Annotated in this window: 20 protein-coding genes; 6 read left to right on the plus strand and 14 right to left on the minus strand. The window is 69.5% G+C overall.

The features are described 5' to 3' along the window. Nucleotides 1-87 precede the first annotated feature (87 nt). Nucleotides 88-483: a hemerythrin family protein gene (locus TSO221_RS10605; RefSeq protein ID WP_109118461.1), complete on the minus strand. Its 396-nt coding sequence runs from the start codon at nt 481-483 to the stop codon at nt 88-90. Nucleotides 484-741: 258 nt separating this feature from the next. Here TSO221_RS10605 and TSO221_RS10610 point away from each other — a divergent pair, with 258 nt between their 5' ends. Then, on the plus strand, nt 742-960 hold the full coding sequence (locus tag TSO221_RS10610) for a hypothetical protein (RefSeq protein ID WP_109118462.1): 219 nt from the start codon (nt 742-744) through the stop codon (nt 958-960). Between the two features lie 605 nt (nt 961-1,565). Here the strand turns inward: TSO221_RS10610 and TSO221_RS10615 are convergent. The 3 genes from TSO221_RS10615 to TSO221_RS10625 form a co-directional block, all read right to left on the minus strand. Continuing rightward, nucleotides 1,566-4,601: a transglycosylase domain-containing protein gene (locus TSO221_RS10615; protein ID WP_109118463.1), complete on the minus strand. Its 3,036-nt coding sequence runs from the start codon at nt 4,599-4,601 to the stop codon at nt 1,566-1,568. Between the two features lie 221 nt (nt 4,602-4,822). Further along, nucleotides 4,823-5,032 carry a hypothetical protein gene (locus TSO221_RS10620; protein WP_109118464.1) on the minus strand — a complete coding sequence of 70 codons (210 nt, stop codon included), beginning with the start codon at nt 5,030-5,032 and terminating at the stop codon, nt 4,823-4,825. Between the two features lie 203 nt (nt 5,033-5,235). Next, the gene (locus TSO221_RS10625) at nt 5,236-7,833 is read right to left on the minus strand and encodes a HAMP domain-containing methyl-accepting chemotaxis protein (protein ID WP_109118465.1); all 2,598 of its coding nucleotides are present in this window, start codon (nt 7,831-7,833) and stop codon (nt 5,236-5,238) included. 149 nt (nt 7,834-7,982) lie between these two features. On the opposite strand from TSO221_RS10625, the gene TSO221_RS10630 reads away from it, so the two are divergent. Continuing rightward, nucleotides 7,983-8,267: a hypothetical protein gene (locus TSO221_RS10630; protein ID WP_109118466.1), complete on the plus strand. Its 285-nt coding sequence runs from the start codon at nt 7,983-7,985 to the stop codon at nt 8,265-8,267. Between the two features lie 138 nt (nt 8,268-8,405). Here TSO221_RS10630 and TSO221_RS10635 read toward each other — a convergent pair whose 3' ends face one another. From TSO221_RS10635 to TSO221_RS10650, 4 genes are all read right to left on the minus strand, one after another. Continuing rightward, nucleotides 8,406-9,953 carry a SpoVR family protein gene (locus TSO221_RS10635; RefSeq protein WP_109118467.1) on the minus strand — a complete coding sequence of 516 codons (1,548 nt, stop codon included), beginning with the start codon at nt 9,951-9,953 and terminating at the stop codon, nt 8,406-8,408. 13 nt (nt 9,954-9,966) lie between these two features. Beyond that, a complete protein-coding gene (locus TSO221_RS10640) occupies nt 9,967-11,256 on the minus strand; it encodes a YeaH/YhbH family protein (RefSeq protein ID WP_109118468.1) in 1,290 nt (429 codons plus the stop codon). A gap of 42 nt (nt 11,257-11,298) precedes the next feature. Then, on the minus strand, nt 11,299-13,245 hold the full coding sequence (locus TSO221_RS10645; protein ID WP_109118469.1) for a PrkA family serine protein kinase: 1,947 nt from the start codon (nt 13,243-13,245) through the stop codon (nt 11,299-11,301). Between the two features lie 779 nt (nt 13,246-14,024). Continuing rightward, complete coding sequence (locus TSO221_RS10650) at nt 14,025-14,417, minus strand: response regulator (protein ID WP_109118470.1); 393 nt, start codon at nt 14,415-14,417, stop codon at nt 14,025-14,027. A 122-nt stretch (nt 14,418-14,539) separates the two neighbouring features. On the opposite strand from TSO221_RS10650, the gene TSO221_RS10655 reads away from it, so the two are divergent. Next, nucleotides 14,540-15,394, plus strand: coding sequence for a DUF4743 domain-containing protein (locus tag TSO221_RS10655; RefSeq protein ID WP_109118471.1), 855 nt, complete (start codon nt 14,540-14,542; stop codon nt 15,392-15,394). A 311-nt stretch (nt 15,395-15,705) separates the two neighbouring features. Here TSO221_RS10655 and sugE read toward each other — a convergent pair whose 3' ends face one another. The 4 genes from sugE to TSO221_RS10675 are packed head-to-tail and all read right to left on the minus strand — an operon-like array spanning nt 15,706 to nt 18,318. Then, nucleotides 15,706-16,026, minus strand: coding sequence for a quaternary ammonium compound efflux SMR transporter SugE (gene sugE, locus TSO221_RS10660; protein ID WP_109118472.1), 321 nt, complete (start codon nt 16,024-16,026; stop codon nt 15,706-15,708). Next, complete coding sequence (gene rsmD / locus TSO221_RS10665) at nt 16,027-16,593, minus strand: 16S rRNA (guanine(966)-N(2))-methyltransferase RsmD (RefSeq protein WP_109118483.1); 567 nt, start codon at nt 16,591-16,593, stop codon at nt 16,027-16,029. It abuts the gene before it with no gap. Beyond that, a complete protein-coding gene (locus TSO221_RS10670) occupies nt 16,574-18,058 on the minus strand; it encodes a pseudouridine synthase (protein ID WP_109118473.1) in 1,485 nt (494 codons plus the stop codon). Before TSO221_RS10670 ends, rsmD begins: the two co-directional genes overlap by 20 nt. A 50-nt stretch (nt 18,059-18,108) precedes the next feature. Further along, nucleotides 18,109-18,318, minus strand: a complete 210-nt coding sequence (locus TSO221_RS10675) for a dodecin (protein WP_109118474.1) — start codon at nt 18,316-18,318, stop codon at nt 18,109-18,111. A gap of 108 nt (nt 18,319-18,426) precedes the next feature. Here TSO221_RS10675 and TSO221_RS10680 point away from each other — a divergent pair, with 108 nt between their 5' ends. Further along, entirely contained in the window at nt 18,427-18,888 is a 462-nt protein-coding gene (locus tag TSO221_RS10680) for a nucleoside deaminase (RefSeq protein WP_109118475.1), read from the plus strand. A 100-nt stretch (nt 18,889-18,988) separates the two neighbouring features. Then, the gene (locus TSO221_RS10685) at nt 18,989-20,431 is read left to right on the plus strand and encodes a HAMP domain-containing sensor histidine kinase (RefSeq protein ID WP_146208762.1); all 1,443 of its coding nucleotides are present in this window, start codon (nt 18,989-18,991) and stop codon (nt 20,429-20,431) included. 13 nt (nt 20,432-20,444) lie between these two features. Here the strand turns inward: TSO221_RS10685 and purD are convergent, their stop codons facing one another. After that, nucleotides 20,445-21,731 (minus strand): phosphoribosylamine--glycine ligase, encoded by a 1,287-nt coding sequence (purD, locus tag TSO221_RS10690; protein WP_109118477.1) that lies wholly within the window; start codon nt 21,729-21,731, stop codon nt 20,445-20,447. A 57-nt stretch (nt 21,732-21,788) separates the two neighbouring features. Here purD and xseA point away from each other — a divergent pair, with 57 nt between their 5' ends. Further along, nucleotides 21,789-23,414 (plus strand): exodeoxyribonuclease VII large subunit, encoded by a 1,626-nt coding sequence (xseA, locus tag TSO221_RS10695; protein ID WP_109118478.1) that lies wholly within the window; start codon nt 21,789-21,791, stop codon nt 23,412-23,414. Here the strand turns inward: xseA and pyrC are convergent. Beyond that, on the minus strand, nt 23,411-24,466 hold the full coding sequence (gene pyrC, locus TSO221_RS10700) for a dihydroorotase (RefSeq protein ID WP_109118479.1): 1,056 nt from the start codon (nt 24,464-24,466) through the stop codon (nt 23,411-23,413). The genes xseA and pyrC overlap by 4 nt on opposite strands. Between the last annotated feature and the right edge of the window lie 74 nt (nt 24,467-24,540).

Here is a 24,540-nt window from a genome sequence, read left to right on the forward strand (position 1 = left end):
CAGCCGGAAACGGCGTGGGGGTTCGACTCCCCCGGCCCGCACCATTCGCTCCCTCCTCTCGACCCGTCAGGGGAGGTCGCCGCCGGTTCAGTGCACGGCGGCGCCGGCCTCCATCCCACTGACGAACTCGTCGAGGCGGCGGTCCTCGACGGTGCGGTGGTCGAGCACGAGGTGCAGCAGGAACGGCATCTCCTGCCGGACCAGCCCGTCGTCGCGGCGCTCCGCCGCGGCGGCCAGCTTGTCCACGAAACGGCGGATCAGCCCATGCGTCTCCTCGTGCCGGCCGGCGTCGGGGTAGCGGGTGGCGTCCATCAGGTCGCGCTCGTGCGCGAAATGCTCCGCGAAGGCGGCGCCGAGGCTGTGCAGCTCCGCGGTCAGGGCGGCGTCCGCCGGCCCGCTCAAGCTCTCCTCGTAGAGGCGTCCGAGTTGGTCGAGGATGTGGTGGTATTCGCTGGCCAACGCCCGCAGATAGGTCGCGCCCATACCGCGATGCCCTTCCATCGCATCAAGTCGGCTGGAATACTATCAGAATTCGTCGAAAACGCACGCGCGGCAAGTTGAGGCGGGTTGTCGCATGCCGGAAGTCTTTCCTTTGCATCTCATAATGCTGGACGAATTCAGCGAGAATTCATGGAGTATTTTCGGCAAAACGGCGTGATCTCGCCGGCATGGCAAGCAATCATTAACCAACGCGGCGCACGGTGCCGTTCCACGCGACGCAGCACCGGAGCCACCGCCACCATGACCGTCATGACCGCCGTATCACGCCGGATCGCCGACCTGACGGCGCAGGAGACCACCATCGTGCGGCACGCCTACGATGCCGGGCGGTTGCACGAGGATCACGACGGCGCCTTTTCACTGGCGATGAGCGTGCTGCGCGGCCTGCGGCCGGGCCTGCCGCTGGCGCTTCTGGCGGCGGAACTGGACGGACTGCTGACCAACGCGTCCGTCGGCTGATGCAAGCGTGCAATCATTCGATAGTGTGCCGGCCGGCTTTTTGGCCGGACACTGAACGGTCAGCGGGTCGAGCCCTCGTCCGGCAAGCAGTAGGCCTTGTACACGATCTTGCCGCGCCGCAGGTCGACCAGTTCCAGCGTGCCCGAAATGTTGCTTGAGTTAAGAAACTTTTCAAGCATCTGGGTCGCCTCGACCAAATACTTTAAGGTTACTTCTTCGCTACCGTCAGGTCCCGGTTGGACAAGGCAGTTTATTTCATAGTGCACGGTACAGTTCCCGTCCGAACAGGGGCTGATCAACCGCTGAGAAGCCGGTTATACTCCGCCAGGACAGCAAGTCAATCGCGGCGTGCCGTATCACGGACGCCTTTCAAGTCCGCGCAAAAACAATTTTATTTCAAAAATCGTCCTGGTCGTGTGGGTGCGGCGACATATAATTATTTAACGCGCCCGTTCATCTGCTGACGGGGGCCGGCCGGGCGGGTGTTGTCCTACGACGAAGGATCTATCCATCCAGGGCGGCAGAAACCCCCGCCGCCGAACGCCCGGTGGCGGGGTTGAACCCGTTGCTGCGCCTGGACCGACTCGGGGCAGCGCGGAGCGCTCCTACAGCTTGGCGGCCGGCTTCGGCTTGGTCGGTTCGGTGCCGGCGGTGTGGGTGTTGGTCGGGTCGATCAGCGGCTGCAGCGCCGGGGCGAGACTCTTGAGCAACTGCGCCGGCAGCGCCGAGGTGAAGCGGTAGTGGTCGGCTTCCGGCCCGTGCACGAAGGCGGTCATGGTGCCGAAGAAGCGGTCGCCGATGTAGAAGACGAAGGTCGCCGTGCGGTTCACCGCGCGGGATTCGATCAGGTGGCCGCCGGGGCCGTAGCGGTCCAGCCGGTGGTCGCCGGTGCCGGTCTTGCCGCCGATCGGGATGATCTGCCCGGCCGGGTCCTTGAACGAGCCCCAGACGCGCTTGGCGGTGCCGTTCTGCGCCACGTCCATCAGCGCCTTGCGCAGCGTCGCGGCGATCTCCGGCTTCAGCACCCGCCGACCGCCCATCGGCCCCAGGCCGACCACCGCCTCGTACGGCGTGCCGGCGGCGAAGTGCAGCTTGTTGACGCGCACGGTCGGCTGGCGCACCCCGTCGTTGAGGATGATGCCCATCAGCTCGGCCAGCGCCGCCGGCCGGTCGGCGGAGCTGCCGATGGCGGTGGCGAAGGAGGGGATCAGGTCGAACGGGTAGCCCAGCTTCTTCCAGCTCTCGCCGATGCGCAGGAAGGCCTCTTCCTCCAGGCCGATGCGGATGCGCGTGTTCTGCGCCTGCTGGCCCTTCTTGAACAGCCACTTGTAGCTTTCCTGGCGCTTGTCGGCCGACGCGTCCAGCACGTCCTGCCGCCTGGCGCCGGGGGTCTTCTGCAGATGGGCCACCAGCCACAGCTCCAGCGGATGCACGCGCGCCAGATAGCCCAGGTCGTTCAGCGGGAACTTGTCCGGCCCGTACTTGGTGTAGAGCTTGGCGATCTCGTCGTCGCCCAGGTGCGCGTCGGGCAACCGCGCGCGCATGAACCGGGCGAAGGCGTCCACCCCGGCCTCCGGCCGGACGTAGCGGAACACCACCGCCAGCCGGTGCGGCGCCGGCCGGGTGCGGCTGGCCAGCAGGGCCAGCGCCTCGTCGGGGGTGCGCTTGCGGTAGTCGTTGTAGAAGCGGTTGAGGAAGTCGCTGCCTTCCTTGTCGGCGAAGCGCGCCAGATAGGCCTGCCGCGCCGGGTGGTCGGCGTTCTGCAGGATCTCGGCGGAATCGTCGCCGCCCTCGGCCGAGTAGAACTGCACCACGTCGCGCATGATGCGGATGAACGGCAGGTTGACCGAGTTACGCAGCGACTCGGTGACGGTCAGGATGCTGCCGTTGTCCTTGTTGTTGAAGTTCACGAAGGTGTGCAGCCCGCCGCCGGTGAAGAACGCCTCCGCCGGGCTGGCCGAGTAGCGGCGCTCCATGGCGGCGTCGAGCATGGCCGGCAGGCTGCGGTCCCTGGCGGCGATCAGCCACTCCGCCGCCCAGCGCGTCAGGTTGTCGGATGCCTCGTCCTGCACGTCCACCAGGAACTCGCGCGGCAGGTGGCCGTAGCGGGTGTGCAGCTCGGCGACGATCTCTAGGTAGGTGGTCAGCGTGCGCAGCTTGGCGGTGGAGCCGAGGTCGAGCTTGGCGCCCTCGTTGATGTCCAGCGGCTGGTCGTAGTTGTCGGCCTGGACGCGCAGGTGGTTGGCGTCGGTCCCGCGCTCGTACAGCGTGATCGAGTAGATGATCTTCGACAGGTCGTTGCCCTTGACGTCGAGCAGGCGCTCGCCCGTCAGGCCCATCTGGGCGGCGAAGGCGGGGTCGTTCAGCTTCGCCAGCGTCTCCACCACCCGTTGCTGGGTCGGGTTGTCCAGCGACGTCTCCACCGTCACGTCGGTGCGGTCGAGCTGGTAGAGGCTCGGCACGTTCAGCATGGACAGGAGGCGCGCGCGGATGGCGTTGGGCGCCTTCTGCTCGATGAAGGAGGCGGTCTGCGCCGGCGGCGGCTCGTCGCGGAACTTCAGCCGGGTGGCCAGCGCCGCGTCGCGCAGCGTGGCGTCGATGACGCCGGCCTGCGCCATCACGCGCAGGTAGCTGTTGGCCAGCGTCTCCAGGGCGTTGCGGTCGGCGATCAGGTAGTGCGAGGGCCGGCGCTGCGCCAGCATCAGGCTCAGCACCTGCTTGTAGGCCAGCGCCTTCAGCTGCAGCGTGCGGGCGTCCGGCGCCGGCTCCGACAGCGCCTTGACGGCCAGCGCCAGGTCGGTGCCGTACCACGCCCACAGCCCGTCGCCCAGCCCGTTGACCTCGCCGAAGCCCAGTCGCCCGGTGAGCGGCGTGGAGTTCAGGTAGTCCACCAGGATGCGGCGGCGGGCCAGCGTGGTGTCCTCGCCGTCGAGATAGGCGCGCACCGAGGCGGAGGCCATCTGGCGCAGCTTCTCCGACGCGCCGGTGGTCTGGCCGTCGGGGGAGTGACGGTACTTCTCGATCTGCGTCGCCAGCGTCGAGCCGCCGGGCGAACGGCTGCCCGGCTTGATGACCTGGATGGGCAGCGACAGCACGGCGGCGCCGAATCGCTCCCACTCCACGGCCGGGTTGCGGCGCGCCTCGTCGGCGTTCAGCAGCTCGCGGTTCTCGATGAACAGCAGCGTGTCGGCGACCAGCGGCGGCACGTCCTCGAAGCGGGTGAACACCCGCTCCGGATAACGGGCGGAGAACAGCGCCGAGCCGTTGCGGTCGAGCAGCGTCAGGCCGCCGCGCGTCTTCTCGTGGTAGATCGGGAAGCCGCCCTTCGCCATGAACTGGTCGAGCGTGGGGGAGAGCGTGGCCTGCATCTCCACCGCGTACATGTCGTCGGTCAGCGCCTTCAGCTGGTTGGGCAGCGCGGTGTAGCCCAGGCGCTCGTTGTACGGCCCCATGGTCGGGTAGCGGGCGGCCGGGTTCGGCCCGTCCTTCAAGGCGTACGTCATGTCCTTGGCGTAGGACGACAGCAGCTTCGCCTGCAACCGCGAGGTGCGCATCTCCTCCATGCCGACGGCCGCCGCCCCGCCGAGCAGAGCCAGCGTGGATACGCCGAGGATCGACCGCCGCCAGAAAGACCAGGACATGGGGGACCAGCCATACCGCGATTTGGTTAAAATACCGGCCAAGTTTCTGGACGATATGGCTGAACGCTACGCTTTTGATGGTTAACAAGGAGTGTAACGGGGTCTTCGTTCGGGCCAGAAAATGACCTCGAAAAAGCTTTACTCTGAAATAAAAGGGTAGCGTTGCGGCGCCGACACGGAGTCGTCTTGCGGTGGCAAGGAGGTTTGGAGAGGCTGTCGGCTCAGCCGTACCGGCCGGTCAGGCTGTCCCAGTTGTCGCCGCACAACGCCATCAGGTCGACCGACACGCCGTGCCGCTCCAGCAGCGTCTGCGCGTAGGTGGAATAGAGCCGGCCGAGCAGCAGGGGCATGTCGGTGCGCGGCGAGTCGGCCTTCCTGGAGCATTCCTCCAGGGCGTCGATGGCGCTCCGCAGCGCAACGTGATCGACCATGGCTGCCTTTCCACGCCGTATCGAGACGTTATGGTTACGTGTCTAACCCTATGGGAATGGTGCTACCATTTTCTCCCAATTGCAATCGGCCCCGTCAGGTTGTGGAAATTATTGCGTTGCCGCGTGGGGGGCGGGTGCAACGTCGCCGTGCTTTTCCTAAAGAGCTGTCGCGGCAACGCCCAAGGTCAAGCCCCGGCCGTCACTCAGCGTGCGGCGCGGATTTCCTGAAGGAACAGGTGCACGGCGCTGCCCAGCGCGGTGGCCTCGTGCGACACGCCCTCGGCCACGCCCAGCACCTCGTGGGCGTGGGCGCGCACGCGCGCTGCGGCGTCGGACAGGTCGGTGACGAACTCCGAGGCCCGCTGGGTGCCCTGCGCCACCTGATGCGCGCTGCCGACGATTCCCTCGGTGATCGCCGACTGCTCCTCCACCGCCGCGGCGATGGCCGAGGCGTTGCCCTCGATGCGCTGGATGCTGCTGGTCATGATCTCGACCACCGCCGCGGTCTCCTGGCTGGCGCTCTGGGTGGCGGTGATCTGGCGGGCGATGTCGCCGGTCGCCCGCACCGTCTGGGTGGCGAGGTGCTTCACCTCGGTGGCGACGACGGCGAAGCCCTTGCCCATCTCGCCGGCCCGCGCCGCCTCGATGGTGGCGTTGAGCGCCAGCAGGTTGGTCTGCCCGGCAATGGTGTCGATGACGCCGACCACGGTGCCGATCGCCTCGGTGGTGCTGGAGAGCTGGCCGACGGTGGCCTTGACCTGCTCGGCCCCGGCGGCGGTCTCGCCGATGATGCGCGCCGATTCCGAGGTGCGCTTGCAGATCTCGGCGATGGAGGTGGAGATCTCGGCCGCCGCGGTCGCCACCTGCTGGATGCCGGCGGAGGTTTCGGCCGACACCTCCATGGCGGCCTGCGCCTGGTCGCTGGCGCGCGCGGCGATGTCGGTCAGCGTGCGGGCGCGGTCGTGCATGGCGCGCGACGCGTCGGCCAGCGTGTTGACGCTGGTCAGCACGTTGCGCTCGAAGGTCGCGGCGATGTCCAGCATGCTGGTGCGGCGCACCTCGGCGGCGCGGGCGCGCTCCTCCTCGACGCGGCGGCGGGCCTGCTCCATCTCGCGGGCGTTGGCGATGAAGACGTCCAGCGTGTCCGCCATGTCGGCGATCTCGTCCGAACCGCTGCGCGGCACGCTGACCGACAGCTCGCCGCGCGCCACCCGCTGCATGGCCGCCGCCAGCGCCTCCAGCCGGGCGACGAGGCCGCGCCCGACCACCAGCACGACGATCAGCACCGACAGCAGCACGCCGGCCGAGGCCAGCAGGATCTGGATGGTGCTGGTGCGCTCCAGCGCCGCGCGGGCGTCGCCGGCGCCGCGCTGGGCCGCCTCGGCGGCGCTCGCCACCAGCGTGTCCACCGCCGCCGACAGGGTGGCGGCCAGCGCGCGGTTGCGCTCGATCAGCGCGGCGTTCTCGGCGAACGCCTCCAACTCGCCGCGGCGCAGCGCCAGGATGCCTTCCTGACCGAATCCGATGTCGAGCAGGCGCTGCACCAGCGGTCTGGCCGCCGCCTGCGCTTCGATGCCCTCCAGGTCGGCCGCCAGCGTGCGGATCTCCGCCGCCCCGGCGTCCAGCGCGCGGCGCGCTTCGGCCAGCCGGTCCGGGGTGTCGGCGTTGCCGGCCTCGGCCAGCAGGCCGGCCAGCAGGTTGGTCTCGGCCAGCAGCCCGCTCAGCGCCATGTAGGCGTGCTGGGCCTGCGGCACGGTGGAGGTCGCCAGTTCCTGCACCCGCTGCACCATGGCGTCGCCAGCCTGGGCGATGCGGCCGCGGGCGTTCAGCATCAGCGGCAGCATGCGCGCGTTGGCCTCGCCGTCCAGGCGGACGATCTCGGCGACGCCGGCGGCGATCTCCTTGGCCAGAGCGCGGGCCGCCGCCGGATCGGTGGCCGGGTCGAGCTGGCGGACGCGCCGGGTGTAGACGCTCCGCGGCCCGTCGCCGAAGGCCTCCAGCGCCCGCACCGCGGCGACCACCGGGGCTGCCGCCGCGTCGCCGGCCAGCGGGCGCAGCGCCCCCTGCACGTCCGAGACCGCCGAGTCGTAGTCGGTGGACGCCGACATCACCCGCGATCCGTCGGTCTCGAAGGCGCCGATCAGCAGCGCCTTGGTCAGCGCCGACAAGGCGCCGCGCAGCTGGAACAGCGGCAGCACGGCCTGCCCCAGTTCGTCGCCGATGGCGGCCGAGGACTGCGAGGCGGCCTCGGCCATGGTGCCGATGGCCTCGGCGAGGTCCTGGCCGGAGCGGGCCATGGCCGGCTTCAGCACCGCCAGCAGCTCGGCGTGCACCGCGGTCAGCTCGGTCAGGCGCAGGGCGCGGCGCTCGCGCCGGTCGAGGCGGCGGGATGTGGCCTGCGCCAGCGCATCGACGTTGCCGAGAACGGAACCGGCGGCGGTGCGCATGCCGGCAACCTGCGCCGGGTCCACCGGCCCGCGTGCCAGCGTATCGACCAGCCGCGTCAGCTCGGCGCGCCGGGCGTCGGTCTCGGCCGCCAGCGCTTTCAGCTCCACCGGCGCCTTGGCGGCGTCGATCAGGGGGCCGAGCGCCAGGATGCGCGCGGTCGCCGTCGCCATGCCCTGCGCGGCGCCGAGCACCGGCATCTGCGTGTCGGCGATGTCGGCGACGCGTTCGCGCACGGAGGCGTAGGACAGCCAGCCGATTCCCGCCGCCAGCACCGGCAGCGCCGCCACCGCGGCGAAGGCCAGCAGCATCTTCGCCTTGATGCCGAAACGGCGGGGGGCGTGGTGTGTGGTCATGGCGTCCGGCGCGGTCTTGAGTGTACGGGGCGACTCCGTTACGCCCGCCGCCGCATCACCGCGATGACGCTTCGATGAAATTTCCGAGAAGGATAATCGGGTAATCGTTGCCCGTACGAAACGGGCGTTCTCCACCAGGGCGCGTGGAAATGACGCTCGGTACGTGTTATTTTCAGGACATGGCAGAGCCGAACCGCGTCCCTGACCCGCGCCTTGCCCCGCAGGAGGGGAACAAGCTCGACACGCTCCGGCGTGCGATCGAAGAAGGCGCGCGGGAACTGGAAGCGGGCTTGGGGCTGGATGGTGAGACTGTCATGGCCAAATTGCGGGCCCACATCGAGGTCGCCTATCAGCAGGTTCTGACCGGCGACGTCGTGGAGGGTGATGAGGTCTTCGCCGAACTCTCTGCCCTACACGGCAGGCCCTCAAACTGACGCACTTGCCCCTACCCTCCCCATGCTTCGCATGGGTCCCCTCCCTCCCCCGCTGGGCAGGGGAGGGAGTTTAGGGGAGCGCGGCGGAGTTCCCTCCCCTGCAAAGCGGGGGAGGGTTAGGGTGGGGGCAATACGTCGTCACCCCCCGCTCGGCGCCGTGACCGCGTGCTCCTTGAGGACCGCCTCCGACACCGCCGACACCTCGACCAGTTGCACCTCGTAGCCCCAGAGGTTGGCGATGTGGCGCAGCACCGCCTTGGCGTCGCTCTCGTCCAGCAGCACGCCGTTGGTGACGCGGTGGTGCAGGATCAGCTTGCGGTCGCCGGCGAGGTCCACGTCGACGATCTGGATGTCCGGCTCCAGGTAGCCCAGGTCGTACTGCCGGGCCAGCAGCTTGCGGATGTGGCGGAAGCCGCGCTCGTTGTGGATGTGCTCGACCAGCAGGTAGGGGTCCTCGGCGTCGTCGCGCACGGTGAACAGCTTCATCTTCCGGATGAGGTGCGGGCTGAGGTACTGCAGAACGAAGCTCTCATCGCGGAAGTTGTGCCACGCCTCGCGCAGCGCGGCCATGCCGTCGCCCTTGCCGGCGAGGTCGGGGAACCAGTGGCGGTCCTCCTCGGTCGGGTTCTCGGCGATGCGCTGGATGTCCTGCATCATGGCGAAGCCCAGCGCGTACGGGTTGATGCCCGAGAAGCGCGGGTCGTCGAACTCCGGCTGGAAGACCACGGAGGTGTGCGAGTGCAGGAACTCCAGCATCGCCCCTTCCGTGATCATGCCCTTCTGGTGCAGCCGGTTCATGATCGTGTAGTGGGTGTAGGTGGCGCAGCCCTCGTTCATCAGCTTGGTCTGCTTCTGCGGATAGAAGTACTGGCTGATGTGGCGGACGATGCGGAGGATTTCGCGCTGCCAGTGCTCCAGGCGCGGCGCCTTCTTCTCCAGGAAGTAGAGCAGGTTCTCCTCGGGCAGGCCCAGCAGCTTCTTGCGCTCGGACATGCTGCGCGACGGCCGGCTGCTGCCGGACGGGCGGGGCACGGTGCGCCAGAGGTCGTTGAAGGTCTGCTCCTCGTACTCGCGGCGGTCGCGCTCGCGCTTCTGCTCCTCGCGCAGGTCGAGCGGACGCTTCTTCGGGTACTTGTGCACGCCCTGGCTCATCAGCGCGTGCGCGGCGTCCAGCACCCGTTCCACCGCGGCGTGGCCGTGGCGCTCCTCGCAGTGCGTGATGAAGGCCTTGGCGAACTCCAGGTAGTCGAGGATCCCCCGGGCGTCCGTCCACTGCTGGAACAGCTGGTTGTTCTTGAAGAAGTGGTTGTGCCCGAACGCCGCGTGGGCGATCACCAGCGTCTGCATCGTCATGGTGTTCTCTTCCATGATGTAGCTGATGCAGGGGCTGGAGTTGATGACGATCTCGTAGGCGAGGCCCCGGTAGCCCTTGCGGTACATCATCTCGTCGCGGGCGAAGTGCTTGCCGAACGACCAGTGCCTGTACATCAGCGGCATGCCGATGGACGAATAGGCGTCGAGCATCTGCTCGGCGGTGATCACCTCGATCTGGTTCGGATAGACGTCGAGGCCCATCTCGTTGACGGCGATGTCCTCGATGGCGTCGTAGACGCGCTTGATCTTGTCGTAGTCCCAGTCGGCCCCGTCGTAGAGCAGGCCTTCCGGCTTCGAGATGACGGCGGTCATGCTGGACGGCTCCTTACGGGGCAGCGACCTTGTCGCGGGCGAACAGGTCGCGGAAGACGGGGAAGATCTCGCGGCGCGAGCGCACGCGCCGCATGGCGAGCGGCAGGTCGGGGCGCTGCACCATCTTGTAGGTGCGCCACAGCTCGGTCTCGCGGCCGAGCGCGGAGAGGCCCATGTTGTGCTCCGCCGCCACCTCGATGTAGGCGAAGTACTGGCACAGCGGCAGGATCACGTCGCGCAGCAGGGCGGCCGAGCGGGCGTTGTCGGAGGACATGTTGTCGCCGTCCGAGGCCTGGGCGGCGTAGATGTTCCAATCGCCCTCGGGGTAGCGCTCCTGCACGACGCGCTGCATCTCCTCCAGCGCGGTGGACACCACGGTGCCGCCGGTCTCGGTGGAGTAGAAGAACGTCTCCTCGTCCACCTCCTTGGCCTCGTGGGTGTGGCGGATGAAGACGATGTCGACCGAGCGGTAGCGCCGCTTCAGGAACAGGTACAGCAGCATGAAGAAGCGCTTGGCGAGGTCCTTCATGTGCTCGGTCATCGAGCCGGAGACGTCCATCAGGCAGAACATCACCGCCTGGGCGATCGGCTTCGGCACGGATTCGAAGCGGTTGTAGCGGACGTCGATGGGGTCGATGAAGGGGATGCGCTTGGAGCGCAGGTGCTTGTGCTCCAGCGCCTCGCGCAGTTCCCGCATCTCCTCGGAATCGCCGCGCTCCTCGGCCTCCTTCAGCAGGCGCTCCAGCTCCTCGATCTCCGCCGGCTTCGGCCGCTTCAGCGCGATGCGGCGGCTCAAGCTGTTGCGCATGGTGCGCACCAGGTTGAGGTTGGCCGGCGAGCCGCTGGGGGTGAAGCCCGCCCGCGTCAGCGAGAAGCTCTCCGACTGCTTGACCTTCTGCTTCACCAGGTCGGGGAGTTCCAGGTCCTCCAGGAAGATGTCCAGGAACTCCTCGCGCGAGAGGACGAAGCGGAAATCGTCCTCGCCGTCGCCGTCGGGCGACCCTTCGCTGCCGCGTCCGCCGCCCTGCTCGGGGCGGGGGATGGTGTCGCCCTCGACGTACTCCTTGTTGCCGGGCACGACGTAGTCGCGCAGGCCGCCGGAGTTGGCCCGGTGGAGGGAGGGTTCCCGCACGCCGCCGGTCGAGATGGAGATCTTGTCGCCACTCTCGACGTCCTGGATCGAGCGCTTGGAGGAGGCGTCGCGGACCGCCTTGACCACCTGCTCCTTGGCTCGCCGCAGGAAGCGCTGGCGGTTGGCCAGGCTCTTGCCCTGCGGGTTCAGGCGTCGGTCGATGATGTTCATCAATGGGGAGCCCTCACGCTACCGAACCATTCAACCAACCGGTCAGCCGGCCTGTTTCACGCGCATGTACCACTCGACCAGCCGGCGGACCTGCCGCTCGGTGTAGCCGCGCGACATCATGCGCGAGACGAACTCGGTGTGCTTCTTCTCGGTCTCGCCGTCCTTCTTCGACCCGAACGAGATGACCGGCAGCAGATCCTCGACCTGGCTGAACATCCGCTTCTCGATGACCTCGCGGATCTTCTCGTAGGACGTCCAGGACGGGTTGCGGCCCTGGTTGCCGGCCTTGGCGCGCAGCGCGAACTTGACGACCTCGTTGCGGAAGTCCTTCGGGTTGGCGATGCCGGCCGGCTTCTCGATCTTGGTCAGCTCCTGGTTCAGCAGTTCCCGGTTCATCAGCTGGCCGGTGTCCGGGTCCTTGAAGTCCTGGTCCTCGATCCACGCGTCGGCGTAATCGACGTAGCGGTCGAACAGGTTCTGGCCGTAGTCGCTGTACGACTCCAGATACGCCTTCTGGATCTCGTTGCCGATGAACTCCGCATAGCGCGGCGCCAGCTCGGCCTTGATGAACTCGATGTACTTCTTCTCGGTGTCGTCGGGGAACTGCTCCCGCTTGATCGACTGCTCCAGGATGTACATCAGGTGCACGGGATCGGCGGAGATCTCGTTGCTGTCATAATTGAAGGTCGCCGCCAGCACCTTGAAGGCGAAGCGGGTGGAGATGCCGTCCATGCCCTCGTCGACGCCGGCCTGGTCGCGGTACTCCTGCATCGACTTGGCCTTGGGGTCGGTCTCCTTCAGGCTCTCGCCGTCGTAGACCCGCATCTTCGAGTAGAGGCTGGAGTTCGGGTGCTCGCGCATGCGCGACAGCACCGAGAACTTCGCCAGCATCTCCAGCGTCGATGGCGCGCAGGGCGCGGTGGCGAGGTCGGAACCGGTGATCAGCTTCTCGTAGATGTGCCGCTCCTCCATCACCCGCAGGCAGTACGGCACCTTGATGACGCAGATGCGGTCGATGAAGGCTTCGTTGTTCTTGTTGTTCTTGAAGGACTGCCACTCCGCCTCGTTGGAGTGCGCCAGGATGATGCCCTGGAACGGGATGGCGCCGATGTTCTCCGAGCCGACGTAGTTGCCCTCCTGGGTCGCCGTCAGCAGCGGGTGCAGCATCTTGATCGGCGCCTTGAACATCTCGACGAATTCCATGATGCCCTGCGACGACCGGTTCAGGCCGCCGGAGAAGCTGTAGGCATCCGGATCGTTCTGGCTGTACACCTCCAGCTTGCGGATATCGACCTTGCCGACCAGGGACGAGATGTCCTGGTTGTTCTCGTCGCCGGGCTCGGTCTTGGTGACGCAGATCTGCCGCAGCTTGGACGGATGCACCTTGATGACGCGGAATTTGGAGATGTCGCCGCCGAACTCGTCCAGGCGCTTGACCGCCCACGGGCTCATCAGGCCGGTCAGGCGGCGCTTCGGGACGCCGTAGCGCTCCTCGATCAGGTCGCCCATCTCTTCCGGGTTGAACAGGCCCAGCGGGCTCTCGAACACCGGCGAGATCTCCTTGCCGGCCTTCAGCACGTAGACCGGGCACTTCTCCATCAGCGACTTCAGCCGCTCGGCCAGCGACGACTTGCCGCCGCCCACCGGGCCCAGCAGGTAGAGGATCTGCTTGCGCTCCTCCAGCCCCTGCGCGGCGTGGCGGAAGAAGCCGACGATCCGCTCGATCGTCTCCTCCATGCCGTAGAAGTCGGAGAAGGCGGGGTAGACCTTGATGGTCCGGTTCATGAAGATGCGCCCGAGGCGCTGGTCGCGGGCGGTGTCGACCACCTCCGGCTCGCCGATGGCGGCCAGGATCCGCTCCGAGGCGGTCGCGTACATCATCGGGTCGTTGCGGCAGCCCTCAAGGTACTCCGTGAGGGTCATCTCGTGCTCACGGCGCCCCTCGTAGGACTGCGCGTAGCGGGTGAACAGTTCGTCGCTCGGGAACATGCCTCGCTCCGTATTCCTAGTCCGATGCGTCGGATCCTCCTGTGCGGCCGTACCCCGGCGCAGACGGAAGACACCGCGTTCCAAGGGCGGACACGGTTGGACAAGCCCCGTGCCGACCCCGCTCACCGTCGAAGCCCAGACTTACGTGATTGCCGTCAAATCCCAGCGGACCCGCAGGGGCGCCCACTTTCAATGTAATGCCCGGTTCAAGGCTTTCCAGGCGTTCGGGAGTGCTGTTCGGTTCGGAAGGCCTGCCCGGCGGCCGATATGCCGTCCGTCGGGTGCCCCGCCCACCGGCCGAGCCCGCCGGGAACGCCGGCCGTAGCCGTCTCCCGGCACCGGGGGAGACCCCCGTGCACCGCTCCTTCAGAGTGTCTTTGGCGCCACAGGTCACGCCATCATCCTCCAGAGCCGCCGCGCACCGTCAGACGCTGTGTGCGCTAAGGATAACCACCAGCTTTAGGACCAATCGTTAACAACTCCCTGCCAAGCCTGAGGATGCCGGCCCGAAGCACCGGCTTCTCCCACGACATGAACGCACAGTCGGTACCCATTGATCCGCCCATCCCTAAGAGAGATGGGGTGTCTTATCCCATGCCAACAACGCGTGCGGGCACAGCGCATTGGGGTGCATGCGAAAGGTTAAGGTCGAGGTCGGTCCGCCTGTCCCTTCGGGGTGGCCCGTGCGCCACGCCAGGACAACGCATTTTGTCGGACGGGTATGTGATCCGCGCCACAGTCGGGCCCATGCGGGGCGTGGATGGGGCGTGGATGGCGGCTCAGCCCAGCCGCTCGCCCAGCGTCTGCCGCAGGGCGTCGGGCGTCGCCGGCTTAACCAGGAAGGTGTCGGCGCCGAGGCCGCGGGCCTCCGCCACCCGCCCTTCATCGACGCGGTTGGTCATGAACACCACCGGAAGCTCCTTGTGGCGCGCGTCGTCGCTGGCGCGCAGCGCCTTGAGGAAGCCCAGCCCGTCCATCGGCGCCATCTCGACGTCACAGATCACGGCGTCGGGGGCGTGGGTGCGCACGGCGGCCAGCCCACTCTCGCCGTCCTGCGCCTGGTGGACGGCCCTGAAGCCGAGGGTCGATAGCATCTTGGCGAGCACCATGCGGGTAAACGCCTCGTCCTCGATGACCAGCACCGAAAAGTCGCCGAACGCCGTGCCCGCCATCACCCGCCTCCTGAAACCGGTGCCCGAAATTGGTGTACGCCACGCAACCGCGGAATTGCAACCACCCGGCCTGTGCTGCAAGGAGTATTGCGCGGCGGCGCGGCGGCCCTAAACTCGCTGCCATGTCCTTCCTCGACCGCATCCGTGCCTGCAACACGCACGATTTCAGCGCCTACCGCCCGTTCGAGGTGGACGGCGTCCGCATCGGCTGGATCCGCCACGCGCTCGCCGAGGAGCTGCCGGACGTCGACCCCGGCTTCGTGGTGAGCGCCGGCCGCGTCACCCTGGCGCCGGAGGTGCGCGACTTCGAGGCGCGCTCCGCCGTGCTGGCGCACGCCGCCGCCTACGTCGTCGAGAAGGGCTTGGCGCGCAAGCTGCGCGGCGAGTTCTACCCGGTGCTGCCGAGATGGGGCGTGGAGCCGCTGGCCCGCATCGACCGCGCGGTGGTGGCGCATTTCGGCATCGCCGCCTACGGCCTGCACGTCAACGGCTTCGTCCGCACGCCCGCCGGGCTGGAGCTGTGGGTCGGCCGCCGCGCCATGGACCGCGGCGTGGCGCCGGGCCAGCTCGACAACCTGATCGCCGGCGGTCAGCCCATCGGCCTGACGCTGGCCGAGAACCTCGTCAAGGAGGCCGAGGAGGAGGCCGGCATCGGCCCCGAGCTGATCGCCCAGGCCGTCCCGGTCGGCGCCGTGACCTACCTGATGGAGAACGAGCACGGCCTGAAGCCGGACACGCTGTTCCTCTACGACCTGGAACTGCCTCCGGACTTCGAGCCGCGCAACACCGACGGCGAGGTCGAGACGTTCGAGCGCTGGCCGCTCGATAAGGTGGCGGCGTCGGTGCACGACACGCTGGACTGGAAGTTCAACGTGAACCTCGTGGTGCTCGACTTCCTGGTCCGCCACGGCTGGCTGACGCCGGAACACCCCGACTACCTGGAGATCGTCCACGGCCTGCGCCGCAGTGCGGCGTGAACGGCTCCTAAAGCAAGTCTCCGGATTCGCTCCGGACCTTTTTGGGCCGTCATCCCCGCCTTCGCGGGGATGACGGATAAGCGACTGAATTTCCGCATGTTTCACTTCGTGTCCAGCGGGCAACGCGCCGCTCGGCAGGAAAGGGGATCGGTTCAGATGATTACCCCGGATTCGGCGGTTGACGGGCTGGGAATCGCGATATAGGATTATAGTCGCAGACACCGGAGGTGTGTCCGCAGCCGGGGGATGTGAACTGAACACGCCCCGCACACTGTTTCAGAGTGTTCCACAGCGTTCCATTCACCGGCCGCTCAGTCCGGGCCGACCAGCTTGAGCCCGAGGATTCCGGCGACGATCAGCCCGATGCAGGCCATCCGCGCCAGCGATGCCGGCTCGCCGAACAGGACGATGCCGAGGATCACCGTGCCAACCGCCCCGATACCGGTCCACACGGCGTAGCCGGTGCCGACCGGCAGCGTCTTCAGCGCCAGCGACAGGAACAGGAAGCTCACCGCCATGGCCGCCACGGTGGCCAGCGACGGCCACAGCCGGGAGAAGCCTTCGGTGTATTTCAGCCCGATCGCCCAGCCCGTCTCCAGCAGGCCGGCGATGAGCAGATAGATCCACGCCATCTACGCCTCGTACACCAGGAACAGAACCCGCGTGTCGCCATACCGCCGGTCTTCCAGCAACGCGAAGCCCTCCGGCGGTTCGACCACGGCGCCGGCCTCCTCCTCGACCACCGCCACGGCGCCGGGCGCCAGCCAGCCGGCGCGGGCCAGCGCCGCCAGCGCCCTGGGGGCGAGGTCCTGGCCATAGGGGGGATCGAGGAAGACGAGGGTCGCCGGCTCCCGCGCCGGCGGCGGCTTGGTGGCGTCGGCGCGCAGCACGGCGGTCCGCCCGGCTTCTCCCAGCTCGGCGACGTTCGCGCGCACGGCGTCGAGCGCGCCGCGGCCGAGGTCGAGGAAGGACGCCCGCTCCGCCCCGCGCGACAGCGCCTCCAGCCCCAGCGCGCCGGTGCCGCAGAAGGTGTCCACCACCACGGCGCCCTCGACCGGGGAGCCGCCGTCCGGCCCCCAGCCGGAATGCGCCAGGATGTTGAAGATGGTCTCGCGGGTGCGGTCGGTGGTCGGCCGGGTGTCGCGTCCGGCCGGCGCCTGCAGCCGTCGCCCGCGGTGCCTACCGGCGACGATCCGCACGGCCGCTGCCTCCGGCTCCGCCGCGGGAGCCACCGCCACGCGGACCATCGTTGCGCGGACCGCCGTTCCGGGCGCCGCCGCCCGGGGGCGGGCCACTCCGCTCCGGCTTGCCGCCCGGCTTCGCCGACCGTTCGCCCTGCGGGCGGCCACGCGTCGGGCCCGCCGGCTTGTCCGCCGACGCGCCGGCCGGCCGGCCGGCACGCTCGCCTGTCGGTTTGCCGCCTGTCGGTTTGCCGAACGGCCGCTCGCCGCGCTCGTCGGGGCGCCGTGCCGGCTTGCCACCGGGTTTTGCGGTACGCTCGCCCTTTTCGAACGGCCGCTCGCCGCGCTCGTCGGGACGCCGTGCCGGCTTGCCGGCCGGCTTCGCGGCGCGCTCGCTCTTTCCGAAGGGCCGGTCGCCACGGTCGCCGCGCTCCTCCGAACGGCGTGCCGGGGCGCTCGGCTTGCCGCCCACGGGCTTGCCGGCCGGCCGGCCGGCGCGCTCGCCGTGCGGGCGCGCGTCGGCCTTGCGGGCCGGCCGTTCGGCCGTCTCGGCGTCGGCGACGTCGGCCGCCTTCGGCTTCGCCTTGGGCGCGCGGATCGGGCTGTTGACCACCTTCGGTTCCGGCTTCGGTCCGGCCTTGTGCGGGCCGCGGTTGGCCACCCGGGGCGCCGCCTTGGCGGTGCCGCCGGCCGATTTCGGCGGCTCGGGCGCGCCGTCGCGCTGGGTGAAGAAGCCGGCGACCTGGTCCTTGACCACGCGCTTCGGCACCTCCTCCACCTCGCCCTCCGGCAGCTTGCCGAGCTGGAAGGGGCCGTAGGCGGTGCGGATCAGGCGGTTCACGGTCAGCTCCAGGCTTTCCATGACCTTGCGGATCTCGCGGTTCTTGCCTTCCTTGATGGCGACCGTCAGCCAGGCGTTGGAGCCCTGCACGCGGTCGAGCGCCGCCTCGATCGGGCCGTACTGGACGCCGTCGATGGTGACGCCCTTGGCGAGTCCGGCCAGCCGCGCCTCGTCCACCGCGCCGTGCACGCGCACGCGGTAGCGCCGCGTCCAGCCGGTGGCCGGCAGCTCCAGGAAGCGCGCCAACTCGCCGTCGTTGGTCAGCAGCAGCAGCCCCTCGGTGGTGAGGTCGAGGCGGCCGACCGACACCACGCGCGGCATGCCCTCCGGCAGCTTGTCGAAGACGGTGGCGCGGCCCTTCTCGTCGCGGGCGGTGGTGACCAGCCCGGCCGGCTTGTGGTAGCGCCACAGGCGCGTCGGCTCCGGCTCGGGCACCGGCTTGCCGTCGACGATCACGTCGTCGCCGGGCCGGACCACGAAGGCCGGGCTGTCGAGCGTCCTGCCGTTGACCGCGACGCGGCCCTCGGCGATCCAGCGCTCGGCGTCGCGGCGCGAGCACAGGCCGGCCCGCGCCAGCCGCTTGGCGATGCGCTCGCCGCCCGATCCCTCGAGCGGCGAAGTGGTGTCGGAGGAGGTGTCCATGGGCACGGACCATAGGGCCTGCCGTGCCCGCCCGCAATGGCGGAAGGAGCCTACTCTTCCAGGCGGAAGCCGACCTTCATCACCACCTGGAACTGCGCCACCTTGCCGCCGCGGACGTTGCCGCGGGTCTCCAGCACCTCGAACCAGTCCACGTGCTTCAGCGTCCTGGAGGCGCGGTCGATGCCGTTCTTGATCGCCTCGTCGATGGAGACGTCCGAGGTGCCGACGATCTCGACCTTCTTGTAGACGTGGTTTTCCATGGCGCGCGTCCTCCGTCGTGACGGTTCTGTCGTGTGAGCTTGATCCCGAACGTCGTCCGGATCAACCCGGCCTTGACCGGCGGATTGCCGCGGGGCAGGGTCGCCGCCATGTCCAGCGCATCCCCCATGTCCCTCGCCCTGGCCGAGGCCGAAGCCGCCGCGGCGCGCGGCGAGGTCCCCGTCGGCGCCGTGCTGGTGGATCCGGCGACCGGCGCCGTGCTCGGCCGCGCCGGCAACCGCACCGAGGAGCTGAAGGATCCCACCGCCCACGCCGAGGTGCTGGCGATCCGCGAGGCCTGCGCCGCGCTAGGCGAGCCGCGGCTGCCGGGCCTCGACCTCTACGTGACGCTGGAGCCCTGCGCGCTGTGCGCCGCGGCGATCAGCTTCGCGCGCCTGCGCCGGGTCTATTTCGGCGCCTACGACCCGAAGGGGGGAGGGGTGGAGCACGGCCCGCGCTTCTACACCCAGCCGACCTGTCATCACGCCCCGGACGTCTACGGCGGCATCGACGAGACGCGGGCGGCGGATCTCCTCAGAGGCTTCTTCCGGGAGCGGCGGGGCGGGGCCTAGGCATCGGCATTGTCCAGCCCTGGCTTGACCACGTATGATCCCGTTCCGTCGAAACTCCGGTCTTCACAAGGCGCCGCGAAGGGTGATGCGACCACGATTCTTGCTCGTCGACCTCCCGCGCCTGCAGGGCGACGACGCAACGATCTACCAGGACCGGGCGCGGCAACGCGACCGGATGGTCGTCCGCTTCATCGCCGCGTTCATCCTGGTCGCCCAGACCGTCCGGATCTTCCTCGACTGGAACGTGGTGCCTGACCTCGTCCGCGCTGGGCTGCCCTACCGGTTCGGCGGCCTCCTGTGCTTCACCGCCCTGTTCGCCATGTCGTTCCTGCGCGCCAGCAGCGCCCACCTGCACGCGCTGACCGGAGCGGGCTTCCTGGCGGGGAGCGCCTTCATGGTCAACGCCTTCGCCGGAATCGCCGTCCAGTCGCAGTTCGTGATGACCGCGCTGGTGATCGCCTTCCTGCTGTTCAGCCCGCTGTCGTTCGGGCGGCCCCTGGTGCTCATGCTCGGCACCATGGCGGTGGCGATGGCGACCATCCATATGCCGATGGCTGGCCTGGAGACGGTGAACCTGACGGCGCGCCTGGCCATCATCGGCGTGGTCTGCGGCCTCGCGCTGCTGGGCAGCCGCACGCTGGAGCGGCAGTGGCGGCGGGCGTTCCTGCTGGAACGAAACCTCGCACGATCGCATGAGGATCTGCGGCGCACCCACCGGGAGCTGGCGGCCGCCTACGCGACCGTGAAGGCGACGCAGGCGCAGTTGGTGAAGGCAGAGAAGACGGCGGCGCTCGGCCGGCTGGTGGCCGGGGTGGCGCACCGGTTGAACACCCCTATCGGCACGCTGGTGGGCGCGTCCAGCCACCTCGCCGACCGCACCGAACGGTTCTCCCGGACCGTGGCGGACGGCAGCCTGCGCCGCTCCGACCTCGCGCGGTTCCTGCAGACGGCCGGCGAGGCCAGCGCCCTCGTCCTCGACAACGCCCGGCTGACGGCGCGCCTCATCGACGCGTTCAAGCAACTGGAGACCAATGCCGACGAACCGGTCATCGCCATGGATCTCGGCCGGTTCCTGGCCGGCATCCGGCCGTTCCTGGCGACGAGCATGCCGCCGGGCATCGCGTTGGTGGTCGAGGCGCCCGCCGGCCTGACGGTCCAGGGCACCCCGAACCTTCTGGAAACCGTCCTCTACCAGACCGTCGGCAACGCCGTGCAGCACGCCTTTCCCGACGGCCGCCGCGGAACCGTGACGGTGCGGGCCGGGACGGACGGGGAGGGCGGCACGGTGCTGACCATCGCCGACGACGGATGCGGCATCCGCGCCGAGCACCTGGAGCACGTGTTCGACCCCTTCTACACCGACGGCCACATCGGTGGGAGCCGGGGGCTGGGCCTGTCCATCGTCCACAGCGCGGTGGTCGGCCCGCTCGGCGGCGACATCGCCATCGACAGCCGGGACGGCCATGGCACGACCGTCATCATCCGCTTGCCGCCGGCCGAACAGTCATCGGAATGCCCGGCTGTCGAGCCGGCGGTCCCGTAGCGTCCGGGTCGCCTCAGCGCTCCACCGCCCGCCAGCCGATGTCGCGCCGGCAGAAGCCCTCCGGCCACTGGATCCGGTCCACCGCCTGGTAGGCCCTCGCCTGCGCCTCCCGGACGGTCGGCGCCGTTGCGGTGACGCCCAGCACGCGCCCGCCGGTCGCCAGCACGCGGCCGCCGTCCGCCTTGGTGCCGGCGTGGAAGACGGTGGCGCCCTCCACCGCGTTGGCCTCCGTCAGGCCCCTGATCTCGGTGTTCTTGAGGTAGTCGCCGGGATAGCCCTGGGCGGCCATGACGACGCACAGCGCCGCCGCGTCGTGCCACTGCACGTCCTCCGGCTTCAGCGTGCCGTCGCGGGACGCCAGCAGGGCGGCCAGCACGTCGGACTTGAAACGGGCCATCAGCGTCTGGCACTCCGGGTCGCCGAAGCGCACGTTGAACTCCAGCGTCTTCGGCACCGGCTTGCCGTCCGCACCGCGGACGATCATCAGGCCGCCGAACAGCACGCCCTTGAACGGCCGCCCCTCGGCGGCGAGGCCGCGCACCGTCGGCTCGACGATCTCGCGCATGACGCGGGCCTCGAGGTCCGGCGTCAGGACGGGGGCGGGGGAGTAGGCGCCCATGCCGCCGGTGTTCGGCCCGGTGTCGCCGTCGCCCACCGCCTTGTGGTCCTGCGCCGAGGCCAGGGGCACTGCGGTGGCGCCGTCCACCAGGGCGAAGAAGCTGACCTCTTCGCCGTCGAGGAACTCCTCCACCACGATCTCGGCGCCGGCGGAGCCGAAGCGGCCCCCCACCAGCGCCTCGTCGATGGCGGCGAAGGCCTCCTCCTCGCTGCGCGCCACGGTGACGCCCTTGCCGGCGGCCAGACCGTCGGCCTTCACCACGATCGGGGCGCCGTGCTGGCGGACGTAGGCCTTGGCGGCGTCGGCGTCGGTGAAGCGCTGGTAGAAGGCGGTCGGCACGCCGTACTTGGCCAGCAGGTCCTTCATGAAGCCCTTGGAGCCCTCCAGCTCCGCCGCCGCGGCGCTGGGGCCGAAGGCCTTGATGCCGGCGGCCTCCAGCTTATCGACGAGGCCGAGCACCAGCGGCCCCTCCGGCCCGACCACCACGAAGTCGATGGCGTTGTCCTTGGCGAAGCGCAGGATGCCGTCCACGTCCTCGGCGCCGATGGCGACGCACTCGGCGACCTCGGCGATGCCGGCATTGCCGGGGGCGCAGTACAGCCGGTCGCACAGCGGCGAGCGCTTGATGGCCCAGCACAGCGCGTGCTCGCGCCCACCCGACCCGACGACCAGGACTTTCATGGGACCCCGTCCTTCCATGCTTGTTGCCGACCGGCAGCCTTGTATCATGGCGCGACCATGACTCAAGACCTGGATAGCACCCCCCTCATCGCCGAGCCGCCGCGCCCCGGCTCCAACCTCCCGGAATTCTCGGTCGGCGACCTGGCGCGGGCGCTGAAGCGGACCATCGAGGACACCTACGGATTCGTGCGCGTACGCGGCGAGATCTCGCAGCCCAAGCGCCACAGCTCGGGGCACTGCTACCTGCGGCTCAAGGACGAGACCGCGGTGATCGAGGCGGTGTGCTGGCGCGGCACCGTGTCCAAGCTGGCGGTCGCCCCGGAGGAGGGGTTGGAGGTCATCGTCACCGGCCGGGTCACCACCTACCCCGGCCGCTCGCAATACCAGCTGATCATCGAGACGATGGAGCTGGCCGGCGAGGGCGCTCTCCTCAAGATGCTGGAGGAGCGCAAGCGGCGCCTCGCCGCCGAAGGCTTGTTCGACCAGGGCCGCAAGAAGCCCATCCCCTTCCTGCCGGAGGTCATCGGCGTCGTCACCTCGCCGACCGGTGCGGTGATCCGCGACATCCTGCACCGCCTGAACGACCGCTTCCCGTGCCGGGTGCTGCTGTGGCCGGTGGCGGTGCAGGGAGACGGTGCGGCGGCGCAGGTGGCCGCCGCCATCGCGGGCTTCAACCGGCTGGAGCCGGGCGGCCGGGTGCCGCGGCCGGACCTGCTGATCGTCGCGCGCGGCGGCGGCTCGCTGGAGGACCTGATGGCCTTCAACGAGGAGGTCGTGGTGCGCGCGGCGGCGGCCAGCCGCATTCCGCTGATCTCGGCGGTCGGCCACGAGACCGACACCACACTGATCGACTTCGCCTCCGACAAGCGCGCCCCCACGCCGACCGCGGCGGCCGAGATGGCGGTGCCGGTGCGGGCCGAACTGCTGGCCCAGGTGATGGACGACGAGCGCCGGCTGATGGCCAGCGCCCACCGCTGGATCGCCGAGCGGCGGACCCGGGTGGAAGGGTTGGCGCGCGGGCTGGGCGATCCGCGCTCGCTGCTGGAGGGGCACGCGCAACGCCTCGACGACCGGGCGGAGCGGCTGGGCATGGCGGTGCGCGGGCTGGTCGAGCGGCGGCGGACGCGGGTCGGCGAACTGGGCGCCAAACTGCGGCACCCGCGCGAGAAGCTGGCGCAGGCGGAGGCGCGCTTGGCGTCCGAGTCGCGGGCGCTGGCCGGCGCGCTGCGGCACGCCGTGGTGGCCGCGGAAGGGAAATTCGAGCGGGTCGCCGGGCGGCTGTCGATCCGGCCGGCGGCGATCAAGATCGGCGAGGGTGGGCGGCGGCTGGCCGACCTGGCGCCGCGGGTCGAACGCGGTTACGGCAAGCTGGTCGAGGAGCGGGCGGTGCGGGTCCAGGCGCTGGGCCAGCTGCTGGAGAGCTACTCCTACGAGGGCGTGCTGAAGCGCGGCTACGCGGTGGTGCGGGGGGCGGACGGCAGGCCGGTGACCGAGGCGGCCGGGGCCACGCCGGGGCTGGCGGTCACCCTGCAGTTCCACGATGGGAGCGCGGCCGCGACGGTGGAAGGCGGGGCGCCGACAGCGGAGCCTCCGCCCAAGGCCGCCAAGTCGAAGCCCGCCGAGTCCCCGAAGGCCGAGCCGAAGAAGGCGGTGCGGGCGCCGGCCCAGGGGAGCCTGTTCTAGACCCCGCCGGCGAACCGCCAGGGCAGCGTCTCGCCGCTCTTGAAGGGCAGGACGCCGTCGCCCTCGGGCAGCAGGATGATGTCCGGCACTGGACCGGGGGTGCGCTCCAGCACCACCTTCTCCTCGGCGACCGGCAGGCGGTAGAAGCGCGGGCCGTTCAGGCTGGCGAAGGCCTCCAGCTTGTCCAGTGCGCCGGCCTTCTCGAAGGCCAAGGCATACAGTTCCAGCGCGTTGGCGGCGGTGAAGCAGCCGGCGCAGCCGCAGGCGGTCTCCTTGGCGATCACCGTGTGCGGGGCGGTGTCGGTGCCGAGGAAGAACGGGCCTTCGCCGGAGATCGCTGCTTCCACGAGGGCGCGGCGGTGCTTCTCGCGCTTGGCGATGGGCAGGCAGTAGAGGTGCGGGCGGATGCCGCCCTGGAAGAGGTGGCTGCGGTTGATCAGCAGGTGGTGCGCGGTGATGGTGGCGCCGAGGCGGCCGGAGGCGGCCTGCGAGCGCACGAACGTCACCGCCTCCTCGGTCGTCACGTGCTCCAGCACGACGCGGAGCGTGGGATGGCGCTCCAGCAGCGGGGCCAGCACGGTGTCGATGAACACCGCCTCGCGGTCGAAGACGTCCACGGACTGGTCGGTGACCTCGCCATGGATCAGCAGGGGCAGGCCGATCCCGGCCATGCGCTCCAGCACGCCCTCGACCTTGCAGAGGTCGGTGACGCCGTGCGCGCTGTTGGTGGTGGCGTTGGCGGGGTAGAGCTTCACGGCCGCGAACACACCCTCGGCAGCACCCCGCGCGATGTCGTCGGCGTCGGTGGTGTCGGTCAGGTAGGCGGTCATCAGCGGCGTGAAGGCGAAGCCGTCCGGCAGCGCGGCCAGGATCCGCTCGCGGTAGGCGCGGGCGTCGGCGGCGGTGACCACCGGCGGCTTCAGGTTCGGCATCACGATGGCGCGGCCGAACTGGCGCGCCGTGAAGGGCAGGACCGCCTTCAGCATGGCGCCGTCGCGCAGGTGCACGTGCCAGTCGTCGGGGCGGCGCAGGATCAGGCGGTCGGTGGGCATGGCGGTCGAGGCTCCGGGTGCCGGGGAGGACCCGGGTCTTTTAGACGCTCGCGCCGCCGGGCTCAACCGGGACG

The sequence above is a fragment of the Azospirillum sp. TSO22-1 genome (assembly GCF_003116015.1).
GTDB lineage: Bacteria > Pseudomonadota > Alphaproteobacteria > Azospirillales > Azospirillaceae > Azospirillum.

Excerpts from the sequence above, each read along its gene's own strand:
- TSO221_RS10675 (WP_109118474.1), bottom strand. The coding sequence starts at position 18,318 with ATGGAAAACCACGTCTACAAGAAGGTCGAGATCGTCGGCACCTCGGAC.
- TSO221_RS10650 (WP_109118470.1), bottom strand. The coding sequence starts at position 14,417 with ATGGCGGGCACGGCGTTCGGCGACTTTTCGGTGCTGGTCATCGAGGAC.
- TSO221_RS10635 (WP_109118467.1), bottom strand. The coding sequence starts at position 9,953 with ATGACCGCCGTCATCTCGAAGCCGGAAGGCCTGCTCTACGACGGGGCC.
- TSO221_RS10640 (WP_109118468.1), bottom strand. The coding sequence starts at position 11,256 with ATGAACATCATCGACCGACGCCTGAACCCGCAGGGCAAGAGCCTGGCC.
- pyrC (WP_109118479.1), bottom strand. The coding sequence starts at position 24,466 with ATGCCCACCGACCGCCTGATCCTGCGCCGCCCCGACGACTGGCACGTG.
- TSO221_RS10655 (WP_109118471.1), top strand. The coding sequence starts at position 14,540 with ATGTCCTTCCTCGACCGCATCCGTGCCTGCAACACGCACGATTTCAGC.
- TSO221_RS10630 (WP_109118466.1), top strand. The coding sequence starts at position 7,983 with ATGACGCTCGGTACGTGTTATTTTCAGGACATGGCAGAGCCGAACCGC.
- TSO221_RS10680 (WP_109118475.1), top strand. The coding sequence starts at position 18,427 with ATGTCCAGCGCATCCCCCATGTCCCTCGCCCTGGCCGAGGCCGAAGCC.
- sugE (WP_109118472.1), bottom strand. The coding sequence starts at position 16,026 with ATGGCGTGGATCTATCTGCTCATCGCCGGCCTGCTGGAGACGGGCTGG.
- purD (WP_109118477.1), bottom strand. The coding sequence starts at position 21,731 with ATGAAAGTCCTGGTCGTCGGGTCGGGTGGGCGCGAGCACGCGCTGTGC.
- TSO221_RS10605 (WP_109118461.1), bottom strand. The coding sequence starts at position 483 with ATGGGCGCGACCTATCTGCGGGCGTTGGCCAGCGAATACCACCACATC.
- TSO221_RS10610 (WP_109118462.1), top strand. The coding sequence starts at position 742 with ATGACCGTCATGACCGCCGTATCACGCCGGATCGCCGACCTGACGGCG.
- TSO221_RS10615 (WP_109118463.1), bottom strand. The coding sequence starts at position 4,601 with ATGTCCTGGTCTTTCTGGCGGCGGTCGATCCTCGGCGTATCCACGCTG.
- xseA (WP_109118478.1), top strand. The coding sequence starts at position 21,789 with ATGACTCAAGACCTGGATAGCACCCCCCTCATCGCCGAGCCGCCGCGC.
- TSO221_RS10645 (WP_109118469.1), bottom strand. The coding sequence starts at position 13,245 with ATGTTCCCGAGCGACGAACTGTTCACCCGCTACGCGCAGTCCTACGAG.
- TSO221_RS10620 (WP_109118464.1), bottom strand. The coding sequence starts at position 5,032 with ATGGTCGATCACGTTGCGCTGCGGAGCGCCATCGACGCCCTGGAGGAA.
- TSO221_RS10625 (WP_109118465.1), bottom strand. The coding sequence starts at position 7,833 with ATGACCACACACCACGCCCCCCGCCGTTTCGGCATCAAGGCGAAGATG.
- TSO221_RS10670 (WP_109118473.1), bottom strand. The coding sequence starts at position 18,058 with ATGGACACCTCCTCCGACACCACTTCGCCGCTCGAGGGATCGGGCGGC.